At 40.6% G+C, this 17,053-nt stretch carries 17 protein-coding genes; 6 read left to right on the top strand and 11 right to left on the bottom strand.

Going from position 1 to position 17,053, the window contains the following annotated elements; genetic code table 11:
- Positions 1 to 27 precede the first annotated feature (27 nt).
- The 11 genes from tolB to ACRCA4_RS07305 form a co-directional block, all read right to left on the bottom strand.
- The gene (gene tolB, locus ACRCA4_RS07255; RefSeq protein WP_433186234.1) at positions 28 to 1,380 is read right to left on the bottom strand and encodes a Tol-Pal system beta propeller repeat protein TolB; all 1,353 of its coding nucleotides are present in this window, start codon (positions 1,378 to 1,380) and stop codon (positions 28 to 30) included.
- Positions 1,377 to 2,300, bottom strand: a complete 924-nt coding sequence (gene tolA, locus ACRCA4_RS07260) for a cell envelope integrity protein TolA (protein WP_433186237.1) — start codon at positions 2,298 to 2,300, stop codon at positions 1,377 to 1,379. Before tolA ends, tolB begins: the two co-directional genes overlap by 4 nt.
- 1 nt (position 2,301) lies before the next feature.
- Entirely contained in the window at positions 2,302 to 2,733 is a 432-nt protein-coding gene (gene tolR / locus ACRCA4_RS07265; RefSeq protein WP_433186240.1) for a protein TolR, read from the bottom strand.
- Positions 2,733 to 3,422, bottom strand: a complete 690-nt coding sequence (gene tolQ / locus ACRCA4_RS07270; protein ID WP_433186243.1) for a protein TolQ — start codon at positions 3,420 to 3,422, stop codon at positions 2,733 to 2,735. Before tolQ ends, tolR begins: the two co-directional genes overlap by 1 nt.
- Entirely contained in the window at positions 3,412 to 3,822 is a 411-nt protein-coding gene (ybgC, locus tag ACRCA4_RS07275) for a tol-pal system-associated acyl-CoA thioesterase (RefSeq protein WP_433186246.1), read from the bottom strand. Before ybgC ends, tolQ begins: the two co-directional genes overlap by 11 nt.
- Before the next feature lie 597 nt (positions 3,823 to 4,419).
- The gene (ruvB, locus tag ACRCA4_RS07280) at positions 4,420 to 5,430 is read right to left on the bottom strand and encodes a Holliday junction branch migration DNA helicase RuvB (protein ID WP_433186249.1); all 1,011 of its coding nucleotides are present in this window, start codon (positions 5,428 to 5,430) and stop codon (positions 4,420 to 4,422) included.
- Positions 5,431 to 5,433: 3 nt separating this feature from the next.
- A complete protein-coding gene (gene ruvA / locus ACRCA4_RS07285; RefSeq protein ID WP_433186251.1) occupies positions 5,434 to 6,051 on the bottom strand; it encodes a Holliday junction branch migration protein RuvA in 618 nt (205 codons plus the stop codon).
- A gap of 22 nt (positions 6,052 to 6,073) precedes the next feature.
- A complete protein-coding gene (gene ruvC / locus ACRCA4_RS07290) occupies positions 6,074 to 6,598 on the bottom strand; it encodes a crossover junction endodeoxyribonuclease RuvC (RefSeq protein WP_433186253.1) in 525 nt (174 codons plus the stop codon).
- A 2-nt stretch (positions 6,599 to 6,600) separates the two neighbouring features.
- Positions 6,601 to 7,344 carry a YebC/PmpR family DNA-binding transcriptional regulator gene (locus ACRCA4_RS07295; protein ID WP_433186256.1) on the bottom strand — a complete coding sequence of 248 codons (744 nt, stop codon included), beginning with the start codon at positions 7,342 to 7,344 and terminating at the stop codon, positions 6,601 to 6,603.
- 111 nt (positions 7,345 to 7,455) lie between these two features.
- Positions 7,456 to 9,231 carry an aspartate--tRNA ligase gene (aspS, locus tag ACRCA4_RS07300; protein ID WP_433186259.1) on the bottom strand — a complete coding sequence of 592 codons (1,776 nt, stop codon included), beginning with the start codon at positions 9,229 to 9,231 and terminating at the stop codon, positions 7,456 to 7,458.
- An 87-nt stretch (positions 9,232 to 9,318) separates the two neighbouring features.
- A complete protein-coding gene (locus tag ACRCA4_RS07305) occupies positions 9,319 to 12,126 on the bottom strand; it encodes a transporter substrate-binding domain-containing protein (RefSeq protein ID WP_433186262.1) in 2,808 nt (935 codons plus the stop codon).
- 241 nt (positions 12,127 to 12,367) lie between these two features.
- Between ACRCA4_RS07305 and cmoA the strand changes: the two genes are divergently transcribed.
- The 6 genes from cmoA (at position 12,368) to ACRCA4_RS07335 (ending at position 17,010) form a co-directional block, all read left to right on the top strand.
- Complete coding sequence (gene cmoA / locus ACRCA4_RS07310; protein WP_433186265.1) at positions 12,368 to 13,096, top strand: carboxy-S-adenosyl-L-methionine synthase CmoA; 729 nt, start codon at positions 12,368 to 12,370, stop codon at positions 13,094 to 13,096.
- An 8-nt stretch (positions 13,097 to 13,104) separates the two neighbouring features.
- A complete protein-coding gene (gene cmoB / locus ACRCA4_RS07315; RefSeq protein WP_433186268.1) occupies positions 13,105 to 14,070 on the top strand; it encodes a tRNA 5-methoxyuridine(34)/uridine 5-oxyacetic acid(34) synthase CmoB in 966 nt (321 codons plus the stop codon).
- Positions 14,071 to 14,107: 37 nt separating this feature from the next.
- Positions 14,108 to 14,515 (top strand): hypothetical protein, encoded by a 408-nt coding sequence (locus ACRCA4_RS07320; protein WP_433186271.1) that lies wholly within the window; start codon positions 14,108 to 14,110, stop codon positions 14,513 to 14,515.
- Positions 14,516 to 14,592: 77 nt separating this feature from the next.
- Positions 14,593 to 15,636, top strand: coding sequence for a phosphoribosylformylglycinamidine cyclo-ligase (gene purM, locus ACRCA4_RS07325; protein ID WP_433186274.1), 1,044 nt, complete (start codon positions 14,593 to 14,595; stop codon positions 15,634 to 15,636).
- An 8-nt stretch (positions 15,637 to 15,644) separates the two neighbouring features.
- Positions 15,645 to 16,289 (top strand): phosphoribosylglycinamide formyltransferase, encoded by a 645-nt coding sequence (purN, locus tag ACRCA4_RS07330; protein WP_433186277.1) that lies wholly within the window; start codon positions 15,645 to 15,647, stop codon positions 16,287 to 16,289.
- On the top strand, positions 16,276 to 17,010 hold the full coding sequence (locus ACRCA4_RS07335) for a DUF3108 domain-containing protein (protein WP_433186280.1): 735 nt from the start codon (positions 16,276 to 16,278) through the stop codon (positions 17,008 to 17,010). The genes purN and ACRCA4_RS07335 overlap by 14 nt, the downstream gene beginning before the upstream one ends.
- Positions 17,011 to 17,053: the final 43 nt, after the last annotated feature.

Here is a 17,053-nt window from a genome sequence, read left to right on the forward strand (position 1 = left end):
TTTGTGTAGTAATTGTAACTATTATTATTATAAATATGGCGACCACGACGGCGATTTAACTGCGCCTTCTACCGCCGGTAACCGAGCTTTAAAGCGACCATCCATAGAAACCAGTGCTAACACCTGTGTTGAACCATGCATAGTACTATAGATAATCATAGAACCATTTGGTGCCACACTTGGTGATTCATCCAGTGTTGTCCGAGTTAACACTTGCAAAAATCGGGTTTGTAAGTCCATTTTAGCGATGTTGTATAACCCTCTGGTACGATTTACCATTACTATCGACTTACCGCCGTCAGTAAAAGATCCTGCTAGATTCATCTCACCTTCAAAAGTGATTCTTCTTATTTTATTCGTTAATAAATTTACGCTATAAAGTTGGGGATTACCACCTCGCTCCGAACTAAACAATAACTCTTTGCTGTCCGGCGACCAAGAAGGTTCAGTATCGATAGCGCGATGATTAGTAACCCGAGTTAAGGCTTTAGTCGCAATATCCATTACGTAAATTTCTGGATTACCATCTTTAGATAATACCATCGCCATTCGTTTACCGTCTGGTGACCACACGGGTGCACCATTTATACCCGGTGTACTGCTTAACATACTACGTTGGCCTGTATAGATATCTTGAATATAAATTTGCGATTGACGCTTTTCAAAAGTGACATAAGCTAATTTAGTGCCATCCGGTGACCAAGTTGGCGACATTAACGGCTCTTTAGAACGCAATAACACTTGCTCATTGGCACCATCATAGTCAGCAACAATCAATTGATGAGAAAACTCATTTTCTGGGTTAACTAATACATAAGCAATTTTAGTTAAAAAAGCGCCTCGTTCACCGGTCAGTTTCTCATAAACAATATCGCTTATTCTATGACCATACTGACGAAATTGACTGGCGGTGATTGTTGTTTCACGACTATCAAGAATATGATCTTGGCTCAATACTAACCTGCCTGCATTAAGCATTTTTTTATTTAAACCATTGCTGCCTTTTAACACATCTATAAGTTCAAAACTAACAGTGTAACGGTCACTCCCGCTTTGGGTTACTTTACCTACAACTATCGCTTCTACGCCTTCACGTGCCCAAGCCGCATAATCAATTTGATCAATATTAGCCGGTCTTTGTGGCATTTTTATGCTAGCTAAAGGGCTAAATTTGCCACTACGCATTAAATCGGCAGAAATAATTTCATCTAAACGATCGCTTGGCATAGTAGTGCCATTAAAGGTAAAAGGCACAATGGCGATAGGCCGACCAGAGTCTAAACCACCGGTAATAACAATTTCTAATGATGCCTTAGCTGAACCACTAACTGCTATGGCTAAAACCGTTAATACAACACGAAAAAAATTCAACTTGCTCAAAATTCAGGCTCCACTCTTAAAGTAATATCTTTTAGCTCTTTATATACATCTGGATCTGATGACATTGGTAACTTATTAATCCGATTCAGGGCTCTAACTGCAGCATCACACACTACTCTATCTCCACCTAGAACATTGGTGCTTGTTACAAAACCGGTTGTTGCTAGCCTAATATTAATTGAGCAAGACTTACCTCGCATGCTTTCATCTTTATACAGATTCTGATTCACTGTATTAGAGATTAAAGCTTTATAACGCTCAACTTCAGTTGCTGCTTGGCGCGAACGTGCTGCTGCTCTTGCGCTGGCTTCTTTTGCTAGCTGCTCTTGCATCAAACGTTCCTGCTCGGCCTGACGTTTAGCTTCGGCTTCTTTTCTTGCTCGTTCTTGGCGTTGTTTTTCTAGAGCTTCTTGCTCTTGTTTTCGTTTCTCTGCAGCGGCTTTAGCTGCTGCTTCAGCCTTTTTACGCTCTTGCTCTTTTTCTATTCTAGCTTGTTCAGCTAGTTTTGCTTTTTCTGCTTCTTCTTGCTGTTGTTTTTTCGCGTTAGCTGCCGCAACTTGTGCCGCTTTTGCTTCTGCATCTGCTTTACGCTTTTGCTCTGCTACTTGTTTTAATCTGGCTTCTTCATCAGCTCTGTTTTTTTCAGCTAATTGAGCGCGACGCTCCAAATCACGAATACGTCTTTCTTCTTTCGCTTTTTCATTGGCTTTTTCTTGCTCAATTTGTGCTACACGCTGCTCTAAAGCATCAGCGTCTATCGCAACAGCCGCTACCGGTGCCTGATCTTCAGCCAAGGTGTCTAGCCTAACATTAACAACTTCAGGTTTAGATGAGAAATCTGCCCCCCAAACCAGTAGAATAATACAGACCAAGTGCAGTCCTAGCGACTTTGCCAGTGCAGGGTCTATTTTATTTAGCATATTATTTCGCGTCCACATTATCAGTCATTAAGCCCACCGATGGCGCACCCGCTTGCTTTAAGATATTAATTAACCGTATTACTGAGTTATAGTTAACATTACCATCACCCTTAACAATCACTTGAGTGCCAGGCTCTATCGTTAACCAACTCGCTACTTCCACAACTAACTGCTCGGCAGTAAAAGGACCTTGTTGCTTGCTGTCTTTTTCAAAGTAGTAAAGGCCATCTCTATCTACTGTTGCTACTAAGGGTGTTTTACCGTCTTTCATTTGCTTGATCGGCTCAGCAGCTGACTTTGGTAACTCAACCTTTACCCCTTGTGTAATAAGTGGCGTCGTGACCATAAAGATGACTAACAGCACCAACATAACGTCTATATAAGGTACAACGTTAATCTCAGCTTTTAACCGGCGCTTTTTCCGCACGTACATTAACTATTGTCTCCATTACTTACCATCGCTTGGCGATTTAAAATATTAGAGAACTCTTCGGCAAAGTTAGCATAATGCGATTCCAGCACTTCGACTTGATGAGAGAATTTATTAAACGCAATAACAGCAGGAATAGCCGCAAATAAACCAATTGCAGTTGCAATAAGCGCTTCAGCTATACCTGGCGCGACCATTGATAAGGTTGCCTGCTCAACGGCTCCTAGGGCGATAAAAGAGTTCATAATGCCCCAAACGGTACCAAACAAACCAATATATGGACTAATAGAGCCCACTGTTGCTAAAAACGGTAAGTTAGTTTCTAAACGCTCAACTTCACGCGATAAACCAACTCGCATCGCTCGTTGCGTGCCTTCCATTACAGCAACAGACTGCTTACTATTCGACTTATGCAACCGAGCAAACTCTTTAAAACCAGCTTTAAATAAAGCCTCAATACCGGTGACATTAGCCCGTGCGTTAACCTCATTGTAAAGTTTTGACAGGTCAATACCTGACCAAAATTTGTCTTCAAATTTTTTGGCATCAACTAAGGCATTAGTTAAAATTTTACGACGACGTATAATCATGGCCCACGACATAATCGACATCGCTAACAAAACAATCATTACTAATTGAACAACTAAACTCGCCTCAATTAATAAACTTAAAATTGAAATTTCACCTGACACCTTTTAACACCTCTGTCACTTCTGCCGGAATTGCTCGGGCTTTCATTTCCTGCAATGATATACAGGCGACTTTAATTTCTGCTGAACAAACACGCTGTCCAACCTGATTAACGATTTCTTGCTTAAACAATATACTAGCGCGCTTTAAACTACTAATTTGACTCTGCACCGTCAATAACTCATTAAATTTAGCGGCTTTAGTATTATCCATCATCACTTGCCTAACAACAAATGCGACATCTTTAGCTAGCAAAAAATCTTGCTCTATACCTAAGGCCCTTAACCACTCGGTTCTGGCTCGCTCAAAGAACTTTAGATAGTTAGCATAATATACAATTCCCCCAGCATCGGTATCTTCGTAATAAACTCGAATGGGGAATGAAAAGGTTGCATTAGACATGTCAGTTCGCTTTTTGTTGCATATAATATGTAAGCTGTAAGGTTAACTCAATTAGCAAACCACTAAACTAGTAACTATATTTATTCTTTATTACCACTTGCATTTTAAACTAGGTTCTGCCGCTTTACGTTAACGTCTATTATTATCTTTAGCAGCTAAACTGCGACCAAACCACAACTGACTAAGATCAATCGACTTGCGCCAGCTTGCCCAACAAATAGTAATATTGCTAATATCGTATTGTTTAGCTTAACGTTAGATGAATAAAGCTTATTAAGCTTACTTTGTCGATAAACTGAGCAATGAAGCGAAGTTTAAAATTCAATTTAACATTAGTTTTTCTAATGCGTGGATGGCAATTTTTCTCGTTTGAAGTAATTACTCAGTTCACTTAAGATATCCCTGTTCTTAGCTAGCGCAGAATGTAAGATTAAGTTCAAACATTTTAGCCAAGTTCATTAATAACAAGACTTATTGCTAATAGGTTTTGTTACGTTTCACAAGTTCCCTGGATTTTTTGAAGCCTTGCTTCAACTTGTTGCTTTAGCCCACTAATTTAGTGGGCTTTTTTTTATCTGCAATTTACTAAATTTAAGCTTAAGTTGGCTTTGGTAAATCAAAGCCGAAGTGGCTATAGGCTCTTGGTGAAGCGATCCGCCCCCTTGGGGTGCGTTGAATAAAGCCCTGTTGAATTAAAAAAGGCTCTATAACATCTTCAATTGTATCTTTCTCTTCACCTATGGCGGCGGCTAGGTTGTCTAAGCCCACGGGGCCACCTGCAAATTTCTCGATAATCGCAAGTAATAGCTTTCGATCCATGTAATCCAAACCTTCTGAGTCAACATCGATCATTTGTAAGGCTTTACCGGCAATTTCAACGCTAACCTCGCCATTAGATTTTACTTGGGCATAATCGCGCACTCGGCGTAGCAAGCGGTTAGCTATACGGGGTGTACCACGTGAACGACGCGCTATTTCGGTTGCGCCAGCGGTATCTAGCTGTAAATTTAAGTAATCTGCCGAGCGCAAAATGATTTGTGTTAGCTCTGAAACCTTATAAAACTCCAGCCGTTGCACTATGCCAAAACGATCTCGCAGCGGTGAAGTTAAGGCGCCCGCCCGCGTTGTTGCACCAATAAGAGTAAAAGGGGGCAGTTCTAATTTAATTGAACGTGCCGCTGGGCCTTCCCCTATCATAATGTCTAGCTGGTAATCTTCCATCGCCGGATACAATATTTCTTCAACAACGGGGCTTAAACGGTGAATTTCATCTATAAATAGCACATCATTAGGTTCAAGATTAGTAAGTAATGCCGCTAAATCACCGGCTTTTTCTAACACGGGTCCTGAGGTGTTTTTAATGTTCACGCCCATTTCATTCGCCACTATCATGGCTAGGGTTGTTTTACCTAAACCCGGCGGTCCAAAAATAAGTAAGTGATCTAAAGGATCGCCTCTACCTCGTGCCGCTTCAATAAATATCGCCATTTGTTCGCATACATGCTCTTGGCCGGTATAGTCGGCTAACGATTTAGGCCTTATTGCGCGATCAATAGCCTCGTCTTCGCGTGTTGCGGTAGTTTGAATTAGGCGATCAGCTTCTATCATGGCTTAAATCATACTCCGTAGTGCGGTTTTAATTAATTGCTCGCTGCTCATGTCTGGCGTTATCACTTTTTTAATGGCTTTAGCTGCTTGCACTTGGCTATAACCTAGCGAGACTAATGCACTAATAGCGTCATCTTCAGCACTAACCGGCCGGGTAAATGTCGCCTCATCATCAATTACTAACATAGTATCTGTCGCTGCACATTGCGGCACGCCCCAGTTTTTCAGCCTATCGCGCATTTCTACCACTAATCTTTCTGCGGTTTTTTTACCGACACCCGGTAATTTGACTAAGGTGGTCATATCATCCATTTGTACACAGCGCACAAATTGCTGCGCTGTCATGCCCGATAAAATAGTTAAGGCTAATTTAGGGCCAACACCATTGGCTTTTATTAGCTGGCGAAATAAAGCGCGCTCAGTTTCATTAATAAAGCCATAAAGCAGCTGTGCATCTTCTCGCACCACAAAATGGGTATAAATAATAGCTTCAGCGCCTAAGGCAGGTAAGTTATAAAAGCTGTTTAACGGCATTTGCACTTCATAGCCGACGCCGCCCACTTCTATCAATAAATCAGGGGCTTGTTTTTCTAACAAAGTGCCTCTTAACCTTCCAATCATATTACCTACTTATGCCAAATAATTATTGTAGTCGACCACGTACCGTTTTACGCACTTGCCCTGCTAAGCCAATTAAACTTTGCTGAGTATGGCCATGACACATTGCCACCGCGAGTGCATCAGCAGCATCGGCCTGTGGATTTGCCGGCAGTTTTAATAAGGTGCGCACCATATGCTGCACCTGCGCCTTGTCTGCAGCTCCTGTACCTACCACTGCTTGCTTAACTTGTCTTGCTGAATATTCAAACACCTCAAGCCCAGCCTGTTTAGCTGCAACAATCGCAGCCCCTCTTGCTTGGCCTAGTTTTAATGCTGCATCGGCATTTCTGGCCATAAATACTTGTTCTATAGCAAAAATAGTCGGTTGAGTTTGCTGAATAATTTCAGTGACGCCATTGAAGATATCCAGCAAGCGCTCAGGCAGTAAATCTGTGGTTTTTAAACGAATACAGCCGCTGGCAACATAAGTAAACTTGTTGCCAGCTTGGCGTACAACGCCATAACCTGTAATTCGACTTCCCGGATCAATGCCCAGAATAATGTTCACAATTAACCAAATTCTGCCATCAGCTCTTCGCTGATATCGGCGTTATGATAAACATTTTGCACATCATCCGAGTCTTCTAGCATATCAATAAGCTTAAAAAACTCAGCGGCATTAGCGGCTTCTACCTCAGCCCTAACTGATGGCACTAAAGTCACCTCAGCCGATTCGGCAGTAAAGCCGGCACTAACTAGCGCTTCTTTAACATCGGCAAAGTTATCAGGCTGAGTAAGCACTTCTATACTGCCATCATCTTCAGTAGCAATATCTTCTGCTCCGGCGTCTAAAGCCGCCTCCATTAAGGCATCTTCATCAACATCTGGTGCAAACATTAAAACACCTAGGCGAGTAAATAAGTAGGCTACTGAGCCAGAGGTACCTAAGCTGCCACTATTTTTGCTAAAAGCATGTCGCACTTCTGCAACGGTACGTTTATGATTATCTGTCATGGTTTCGACAATAATAGCCACACCATTAGGACCATAACCTTCATAGACAAGCTCTTCAAAATTCTCGCCTTCACTGGCTCCAGCTCCGCGTTTAATGGCGCGGTCTATCGTGTCTCGAGTCATATTTTCAGATAAGGCTTTATCTACCGCTAACCGTAAACGAGGGTTCATGCTGGGATCAGGGTTTTGCTTGGCTGCGACTGTTAATTCGCGAATAACTTTAGTAAAGATTTTATTTTTCTTTGCATCCTGACGGGCTTTGCGATGCTTCATGTTCGCCCATTTACTATGGCCGGCCATTTTATCACTCCTTATAGACGATAAACGGCAGTCAATAACTGCCGCTGTTTTGCAAATAATGTAGTGCGTCAGTACTTTGCTCAGTAACAACTGAGCACGCAACTAACTTAATTAAGCTTTTTTAATCACCTGAATGCTTAATTCTGCTAATTGAGCTGGATTTGCACTACCTGGCGCATCGGTTAACGGGCAAGCAGCTGTTGCTGTTTTAGGAAATGCCATAACATCACGAATTGAGGTAGCACCTGTCATTAACATCACTAAGCGATCTAAACCAAAAGCTAAACCTGCATGAGGCGGTGCGCCGTATTTTAATGCTTCCAGTAAGAAGCCAAATTTTTCTTTAGCTTCTTCATCGCTAATGCCTAATAAGTTAAATACTTTAGCTTGTACATTAGAGTCATGAATACGTACAGACCCACCACCTAGCTCAGTACCATTTAATACCATATCATAAGCGTTAGATAATAAGTTACCTTGCTGCAGTTGATCATTTGGCGTAGTTAAAAAGCTTTCGCTATCAACTGGTGCGGTAAAAGGGTGATGCACAGCAGCATAGCTACCATCGTCAGCTTGTTCAAACATTGGGAAGTCAACCACCCATAGTGGCTTCCAGCCCGCTTGCGTAATGGCTAAGTCTTCACCTATTTTTAAACGCAATGCGCCCATGGCTTCACAGACGGTATTATAGTTATCAGCACCGAATAAAATTAAATCGCCATTTTCAGCTTGGCTGCGGCTTAAAATTTCCGCAACAATATCTGCGTTTAAAAATTTCGCTACCGGCGATTGAATACCTTCAATACCTTGGCTAACATCATTCACTTTCAACCAAGCTAGGCCTTTAGCGCCATAAATACCAACAAAGCTAGTATAACCATCGATATCTTTACGCGACACTTTAGCGGCAGCTTGAGGCACTTTTAAAGCCACAACACGGCCTTTGACATCATTAGCAGGACCAGAGAATACTTTAAATTCTACATCTTTAACTAAATCTGCAATATCAACCAATTGCATTGGGTTACGTAAGTCAGGCTTATCTGAACCATACAAACGCATAGCATCATGATAAGTCATGCGAGGAAACTGACCTAAGTCGACCTCTAATAAGGTTAAAAACATCTTCTGAACCATGTCTTCGGTCAAGTTCATTACTTGCTCGGCAGTCATAAAGGATGTTTCGATATCTATTTGGGTGAACTCAGGCTGGCGATCAGCGCGTAAGTCTTCGTCACGGAAACATTTTACAATTTGATAATAACGGTCTAATCCAGACATCATTAATAATTGTTTAAATAATTGTGGCGATTGTGGCAGAGCAAAAAATTCGCCCTTATGGGTCCGGCTTGGGACTAGATAGTCTCGTGCACCTTCCGGAGTGGCTTTTGTTAAAATAGGCGTTTCAATATCTAAAAAGCCATTAGAGTCCATATAATTTCGAACAAAGCTAGTGACTTTGGCTCTAAACTTTAACCGCTCACTCATAACTGGGCGGCGTAAATCTAAATAGCGGTATTTTAAACGCTGCTCTTCACTATTATTTTGATTAGAATCTAAAGGTGATGGCGCTGCTTTATTTAAAATAATAACTTCACTGGCATAAACTTCAACTTCACCCGTTGCCATATCGGTATTAATTTGTGATTCAGGGCGTAAACGCACCTGGCCTTTAACTTGAATACAAAATTCATTACGTAAGGTATAAGCAACCTCAAAAAGCTCGGCTAAATCTGGATCACAAACAACTTGTACTAATCCTTCACGATCACGCAGATCAAGGAAAATGAGCCCACCTAAATCGCGGCGGCGGTTAACCCAACCACAAAGTGAAACTTGTTGTTCTGCATGTTGTGCAGTTAATAAACCGCAATAATGGCTACGCATTAAACCTTCCTCTAACTTGCTAATCGGCGACATAGAAATAACGGCTGATTATATAGAGATTTTAGGGTCAATGTCACTGCTAGCTTATTAATTCCCCATTTTACTAAAGCAATATTGATTTTTTTCTTGCTGCTTAACCCTATACATTAGGTTATCAGCAACTTTTAATAACTTATCACTCTGGGTGCCATCATCAGGGTAAATAGCAATACCAATACTAGCTCCAATAGTAATAGAGCCTACCGACAGGACTATTTCATTTTCTAGTTGCTGTAACACTTTTTCAGCTACAATAGCCGCATCGTTACGATGCAGTAAGCCTGTTAGCAATAAGACAAACTCATCACCGCCAAATCGCGAGACGGTGTCACTTTTTCTTACTGCAGATTGCAATATTGTTACTAGGTTCTCTAAAAGCTCATCTCCTACATCATGACCATATTTATCATTGATATCTTTAAAACCATCAAGGTCTATAAACAGTAAAGCGAGCATTTCATTGTGTCTTGCATGCTGTAACAAGGCTTGTTCTAACCGCTCTTTTAGTAAGCTTCTATTCGGTAATTGCGTTAAATCGTCATGCGTTGCCATAAAGCGCATCTTTTCTTCAGCTTGACTACGTAAGCTTACCTCTTTTCTTAGTGACATATTCCAAAAAACAAAGAAGATAATAATCAGTAAAGCGGCTCCGCCAAACTGCAAAATAAGCCGAGTTATTTGTGATGCATCCATGCCCTGATTAATTTGAAAATCAAACCACTTTTTATATATCTGACTCTCACCTTCATCACCTAAACTACGAATGCCTTTATTTAGCATAGTAACTAATGGTTGATAGTCTGCCCTGATACCAAATAAGGTTGGGTCATGAGAAATACCCTCTAATACCTGCACTTGCAAATTAACATAACCCGTATCGCGTAAAAACTGTCCAGACGCTTCTACTGTATCAATTACGGCATCAACCTCGCCTTGCTGTAATAAATTAACGCCCTGCTTAATGCTTTCTGTTTGAACGATATTAGCTTTAGCAATAGAAGTTTGTAACTCTGAGGTGAGTGCATAATCTTTATATACAGCCACTTTTTTATTATTTAACTGAGCAATATTTGTGTAATTGGCACTAGCGACACTGTTAATCACTGCCCACTGACTAGACCAATATGAATCAGTTAATAGGATCTCTTTGTCATCTGCTCTATTAGCAAGGCCCCCGGCTAAATCAACTTGCTGTTGCCGTAACGCTTGTTTTAAGTCAGCAAAGTTATCGAACACTTTAACTTCAAATTTAGCATCTAACCGTTTGGCTATAATATTAATAATATCAACCGTTATCCCGGTCGCTTTGCCTGCTTTGTCCACAAACTCTAACGGTGGCCAATCTTTAACAATGCCAAGCCTAATTGGCTGGTGCGCCTCTAACCAGTCACGCTCTATTGCTGTTAATGGTATTTTATCCCTAAACTTAGAAAAATAACGCTCAGGCTCACCTAACCAACGCTGCTCAATAGCTTCTAACTGCGTTAAACTTAAGCTTGAAAAGCCTTGTTTAATCTTATCTATCAGTGCTTTGTTTTCAGCTAAAGCTAAAGAGTAAAGTGCGCCTTCTATTCTAATGTCGTCAAAACTAGTATAAGTTTCTAATTCATTTAATTGCTGAAATCGCACCGGCATAACTGCTGAGCTACCAATAAAACCAAAAACTTCTTGCTGTGATACTGCAGTTAAAGTATCCGCTAGCGAACTATAAAGCTTAAAATTTGTTTGAGGGTATTTTTCTTTTAACTCATTGATATAAGGAGCATTAGCGAACACCGCTATCGTTTGATTTTTTAAACTATCTGGCTCTAACTTCCCTCTGCTTTTTGGGTAATATAGCGTCGAATAAAAGTTATAAAGGTGATATGCCTTGTCTATTGTTTCAGGCAGAAACTCATTAACGGGCATAGCAACAATAGCATCTATTCTGCCTTGCTCTAGGCTTCGAACACTACTAGCAGAAGAGTCCGGCACAAAAGAAATTTTAACTCCCATCTCTTTGGCCCAAGCCTGCCATAATTCAATAATTAACCCCTTAGCTTCGCCTTCAGGCGTAATATGCATAAAAGGCGGGTTATTTACGGGTACCCCTAATAATAATGAGTCTTGCTTAACCTTAAGACTTAACCAACGATGTTCTAATTGCTGAATATAGCCATCATCAACTTGTTCGGTTGCATGCTTTATTTGTTGGTACAAGGTTGGATTTTTATACACGGCAAAATTTAAATCAATTTGCGCAATGGGCATTTTTTTATGTAACGGAAATAATGCATTTAACTGCTTAAAATTGGGGTATGTTGACGGTAATGCATCTAAAGCAGTAAAAGCAAATAATTCGCCTCTTAAAGCTGCATCGTACATCGTTTTTGTGTCGCTGTAATAAACTAAGCTTACATTAGGAATTAGTTTTTTTAATAAAGAGACTTGGCTAGAGCGTTCAATAACACCTATGGTTAATGGCTTTAATTCATAGATATTTTTAAAGTGCGGCATATCCCTTTGAATAAAAATATTATTGTAAATATTTACGCCGATTTTAGCCATCTGATACCGTTGTTCGCGCTCAGGTGTTGAGGCCAAGGCACCATGTATATCAACCTTACCCAGCTCTAGCATCTCTAACGTAGTAGGCCAATTAGCCGCTATAAATTCAATATTTAGATTTTGTTGCTTTGCAATTTGTTGCCAATAATCAACTACTAGTCCATCCGGCTGGCCTTGTTGATTAATAAACATATAAGGGTAGGTATTATCGCTAATAGCAATTTTTAACGACGAGGGTAAAGCTGCCTGAGCACGGGTTAGCGCAAACAAAAGTAGCAAAGAAAGTAATGTCGAAAATCCCTGTTTCATTATTACCTACAACTTTGTAATCCGACACTTAGTATGACCTGTGTTTTAACATTTGGTCAAGCCAGCAACCATTGAACAACCTTATTATGATTCTGTCTTTTAGCATTATCGCGCTATTAGTTAAGAACAATAGCGGTAAATGCCCGACTTTAGTATCCGCACAGCGCCAATTTAAGGTAAACTTAGCAAAAATATACTTTAGTTATTCGCTTTTACTATGCAAAAAGAGCTGCAAAATACTATGCAAAAAGATTCTATTTATGCGGAGCCGCTAGGCAAGATCCAAGATTTTTGCTTTGATGATCAAGTCGCAGACGTATTTCCCGATATGATTCAGCGATCAGTACCGGGTTATCACACTATTATCCAAACCATTGGTAAATTAACGGCTAAGTTTCAACAATCTAATAGTCATTATTATGATCTAGGCTGCTCATTAGGCGCTGCAACTTTAGCGATGCGCCGTAATTTGTCTGTAGATAATTGTAAGATTATTGCGGTTGATAATAGTAACGCCATGGTTGAACGTTGTGAGCGTCATATACAATCATTTCGGTCCGATGTGCCAGTTGAAGTACAGTTAGCAGATATTCGTAAACTTAACATCAGCAATGCCGCTGTTGTAGTAATTAATTTTACACTGCAGTTTTTACCTAAAGCTGATCGTGATCAGTTAATACAACAAATTTATGCGGGTTTAAAACCTGGCGGTTTATTAATCTTATCGGAAAAGTTTATTCATCCTCACAACACTGAAAACGAATTATTAATTGACTTACACCATGATTTCAAACGCGCTAATGGTTATAGCGAACTAGAAGTGAGCCAAAAGCGCACAGCGCTGGAAAATGTGATGCAACCTGATACTTTGCAACAACATGCTAGCCGCTTAAGCCAAGCAGGATTTAGCCAACATACCGTTTGGTTTCAATGCTTTAACTTTTGCTCTATGCTAGCAATTAAATCTTAAGGTTGATAATGATAAACTTTAATGCCTTTTATGCACAGATAGCAACTAATCGCTTAGCACCTTGGCTAGACACCCTGCCTGCACAGTTAGCACTTTGGGCTAAACAGGCATTACACGGTGATTTTAAGCAATGGCAAAAAGCCTTAGCCCAACTTCCAGAAACGACACCTTCTAACCTTAATATTAAAGACAGTGTCACCTTTGGTTGCTCTGACGATTTAGCGCCAGGCCAAATGCAACGCATTCAGTATGTATTTGAGCAGTTAAAGCCTTGGCGTAAAGGTCCTTTTTCTATCCATGGCATAGAACTAGATACCGAATGGCGCTCTGACTTTAAATGGCAACGTATTTTGCCGCATATTGCACCATTAAAGCATCGCTACGTATTAGATGTTGGCTGCGGCAGTGGTTATCATTTATGGCGCATGCTTGGCGAAGAAGCAGAATTTGTAGTGGGTATTGACCCCTCTCAATTATTTTATGCTCAATTTAATGCCATTAAACATTTTAATCCTGATCCTAAAATTAATCTGCTCCCTATTGGTATTGATGATATGCCTGCCTTGCAGCAATTTGATACTGTATTTTCTATGGGGGTGTTATATCACCGCCGCTCACCATTAGACTTTTTGCAGCAATTAAAACAACAACTGCGACCTGGTGGCGAGTTAGTGTTAGAAACCTTAGTGATTGAAGGTGATGAAAATACGGTATTAGTGCCAACTGATCGCTATGCAAAAATGCGTAATGTCTGGTTTATTCCCAGCTGTGCCGCTTTGACACTCTGGTTAGAGCGTCTAGGCTTTAAAAATGTAAAACTAGTGGATATTAATCAAACTACACTAGAAGAACAGCGTAAAACAGCATGGATGGATAATGAAAGTCTCATTGATTTTCTGGATCCAAATGATCATAGTAAGACCATAGAAGGCTACCCTGCACCTTTACGTGCTGTTATTACCGCCAATATTTAATTTTAATAAGCAAGACCAGCAACCATTTGGGGATATGATGCAAAACTCTGATTTAAGACAACTTATGCAAGAGGCAGCAAAAGATGCGGTCACTTATAGCCAGCAAGAACATCAAATACAGCTTGATAACAGTATAGAAAGCTTACAACAAGTTGACACCATTTTAGCCAAGTTGCACCAGCAACAACTTATCAAAGCGCATTCTGCCGAGGTGTTATTTACTATTAGTAATATTTTTGGTGCCTATATTGGCGAAGCTTTTATTACCAACGTCGGCGGTAGCTGGGCTAATAATGAAACAAATAGCGATGCCCCTTTTATATATATTCAACTGGCTGATAAAGAATTCCCTTTCGCATCAGTCTGTTACCATAAATTAACTCATGACAATAGCATTAGTGTTTATGATTATGTCATGCAAGCTATGACAAATGCTCTGCAGTAAAGCTTTTGTCTTCGCCTTTATACAGGTAAAATAGCCACAATTTTATACTTTTCACTTTTAGCCATTCGAGGACAGCCGTGAGCGAGCAAAAAACATCTTTAAGCTACAAAGACGCCGGAGTAGATATTGACGCAGGCAACGCCTTAGTTGATCGCATTAAAGGGGCGGTAAAACGCACCCGTCGCCCTGAGGTTATGGGTGGCTTAGGCGGTTTTGGTGCCTTATGCCAAATTCCTGCCGGATACAAAGAGCCGGTATTAGTATCAGGCACCGATGGTGTGGGTACTAAATTACGCTTAGCGATGGATTTAAAACGTCACGACGGCGTAGGCATTGATTTAGTTGCCATGTGCGTAAACGATTTAATAGTACAAGGCGCTGAACCCTTATTTTTCCTAGACTATTATGCGACGGGTAAATTAGACGTGGATACTGCTTCTGCGGTCGTTAATGGTATAGCTGAAGGCTGTTTCCAATCAGGCTGTGCCTTAGTAGGCGGTGAAACGGCGGAAATGCCGGGCATGTACCATGGCGAAGATTATGATATCGCCGGTTTCTGTGTTGGTGTTGTTGAAAAAGCAGATATTATCGATGGCACTAAAGTTAAAGCGGGTGATCAACTTATCGCTTTAGCCTCATCAGGCCCCCACTCTAATGGCTTTTCATTAGTGCGCAAAGTATTAGAAGTCAGTGGCCAAAGCCCAGAAACTGAGCTAGAAGGCAAAACCATTGCAGATCATTTGCTTGAACCTACTCGTATCTATGTTAAAAACATTCTACAGCTAATTAAGCAGCTTCCTGTACATGCTTTATGTCATATTACAGGGGGTGGTTTTTGGGAAAATATTCCGCGTGTATTACCAGAAAACACTAAAGCCGTTATTGAAGGCAACAGCTGGCAATGGCCTGCCATATTCAACTGGTTACAACAGCAAGGTAATATCAGCGACCATGAGATGTATCGCACCTTTAACTGCGGTGTGGGCATGATAGTTGTTGTACCAGCCGAACAATTGAACACAGCCTTAGAATCATTAACTGCTGCAGGCGAAACAGCATGGCACCTTGGTGAAATTCAAGCCGCTGCTGCAGATGATGAATTAGTAATCATTAAAGAATAAGGCAAAAGATGAAATCAATAGTTGTACTGATTTCTGGTAATGGCACTAATCTGCAGGCAATTATTGATGCCTGCAGTAATGGCAATATCCCTGGCAAAGTTACTGCGGTTATTGCTAATAAAGCCGATGCTTACGGCTTAACGCGCGCTAGCAATGCGGGCATTGCAACCGAAGTTTTAAGCCATGTTGGTGCCATAAACAGAGAAAGCTATGATCAAAAGCTTATTCAAAGTATTGAACAATACCAGCCTGATCTTGTCGTACTAGCAGGTTTTATGCGTATATTAACGCCAGCCTTTGTTAAACATTTTAACGGTAGATTACTTAATATCCATCCGTCGCTTTTGCCAAAATATCCAGGGTTACATACCCATAAACGGGCAATTGAGGCCAAAGATACTGAGCATGGTTGCAGTGTGCATTTTGTTACAGAGCAATTAGATGGTGGACCGGTAATTTTACAGGCTAAAGTACCTGTTTTTACCGATGACGATATTTCAAGCTTAGCAGAGCGAGTGCATGAGCAAGAGTATCGAGTTTATCCTCTGGTGATTAAATGGTTTTGTCAAAATCGTTTACAGCAACGAGCAGATCAGGCATGGTTAGATGGTAATTTACTCACGACTAATGGGTATGCCAATGATGATGACTAAATCTAAATGGCGCCAATTGGCGTCATTTTTACTGTTAACGACAGTTTTCGCCTTACCAGCAACTGCGGCAAATTTAACCAGCTTCACTGCTGATTATATTGTCTACCGCGCTGGTGATAAACACGGTGAAGCCCAACGTTATTTAAAACAAAATGGAACCGAATATGAGTTCGGTTACAGCAGCGATATTAGCTGGTTAGTGTTTTCAGATAAACGTAGCGAGACATCGCATTTTACTATTGAAAATAACCAAATTAAGCCTAGCTTATATACGATGAAGCGCTCAGGCACCGGTCCAAATAGACATTATGAGTTACATATTGATCAAGCGAACAAACAATTAAGAGTCGGTAAAAAGCGCCAGTTAAAACCCTTAGTCTGGCAGGATGATATTTTAGACTTAATTAGCTATCAGTTGCAGCTAAGCCTAGATTTACAAGCTGGAAAAACTGAATTTAGCTACACTGTGTTAAATAAAAATGGTAATCCAAAAGTTTACCATTATAAAGTTATTGCAGAAGAGCTATTGCCTTTGCCTTATGGCAATATTCGCACCCTGAGAATAGCCAGAGTAGAAGATGACGCAGATAGTGATAAACAAATTTATGCTTGGGTCGCACCTGATTTAAACTATATGTTAGTTCGCTTATGGCGCGGTGAAGACAATGTTGAACAGTTTGATGTGCAACTGCATAAACTAACCCTAGATGAAACACATTAATAGTCAGCTTCCTTCTTAGTACTCCCTTAAAACCAACCGGATA

The organism is Rheinheimera sp. WS51, assembly GCF_050936095.1.
Lineage (GTDB): Bacteria > Pseudomonadota > Gammaproteobacteria > Enterobacterales > Alteromonadaceae > Alishewanella.

Excerpts from the sequence above, each read along its gene's own strand:
- tolA (WP_433186237.1), bottom strand. The coding sequence starts at position 2,300 with ATGCTAAATAAAATAGACCCTGCACTGGCAAAGTCGCTAGGACTGCAC.
- tolR (WP_433186240.1), bottom strand. The coding sequence starts at position 2,733 with ATGTACGTGCGGAAAAAGCGCCGGTTAAAAGCTGAGATTAACGTTGTA.
- ybgC (WP_433186246.1), bottom strand. The coding sequence starts at position 3,822 with ATGTCTAATGCAACCTTTTCATTCCCCATTCGAGTTTATTACGAAGAT.
- ruvB (WP_433186249.1), bottom strand. The coding sequence starts at position 5,430 with ATGATAGAAGCTGATCGCCTAATTCAAACTACCGCAACACGCGAAGAC.
- ruvA (WP_433186251.1), bottom strand. The coding sequence starts at position 6,051 with ATGATTGGAAGGTTAAGAGGCACTTTGTTAGAAAAACAAGCCCCTGAT.
- ACRCA4_RS07295 (WP_433186256.1), bottom strand. The coding sequence starts at position 7,344 with ATGGCCGGCCATAGTAAATGGGCGAACATGAAGCATCGCAAAGCCCGT.
- aspS (WP_433186259.1), bottom strand. The coding sequence starts at position 9,231 with ATGCGTAGCCATTATTGCGGTTTATTAACTGCACAACATGCAGAACAA.
- ACRCA4_RS07305 (WP_433186262.1), bottom strand. The coding sequence starts at position 12,126 with ATGAAACAGGGATTTTCGACATTACTTTCTTTGCTACTTTTGTTTGCG.
- cmoA (WP_433186265.1), top strand. The coding sequence starts at position 12,368 with ATGCAAAAAGATTCTATTTATGCGGAGCCGCTAGGCAAGATCCAAGAT.
- cmoB (WP_433186268.1), top strand. The coding sequence starts at position 13,105 with ATGATAAACTTTAATGCCTTTTATGCACAGATAGCAACTAATCGCTTA.
- ACRCA4_RS07320 (WP_433186271.1), top strand. The coding sequence starts at position 14,108 with ATGCAAAACTCTGATTTAAGACAACTTATGCAAGAGGCAGCAAAAGAT.
- purN (WP_433186277.1), top strand. The coding sequence starts at position 15,645 with ATGAAATCAATAGTTGTACTGATTTCTGGTAATGGCACTAATCTGCAG.
- ACRCA4_RS07335 (WP_433186280.1), top strand. The coding sequence starts at position 16,276 with ATGATGATGACTAAATCTAAATGGCGCCAATTGGCGTCATTTTTACTG.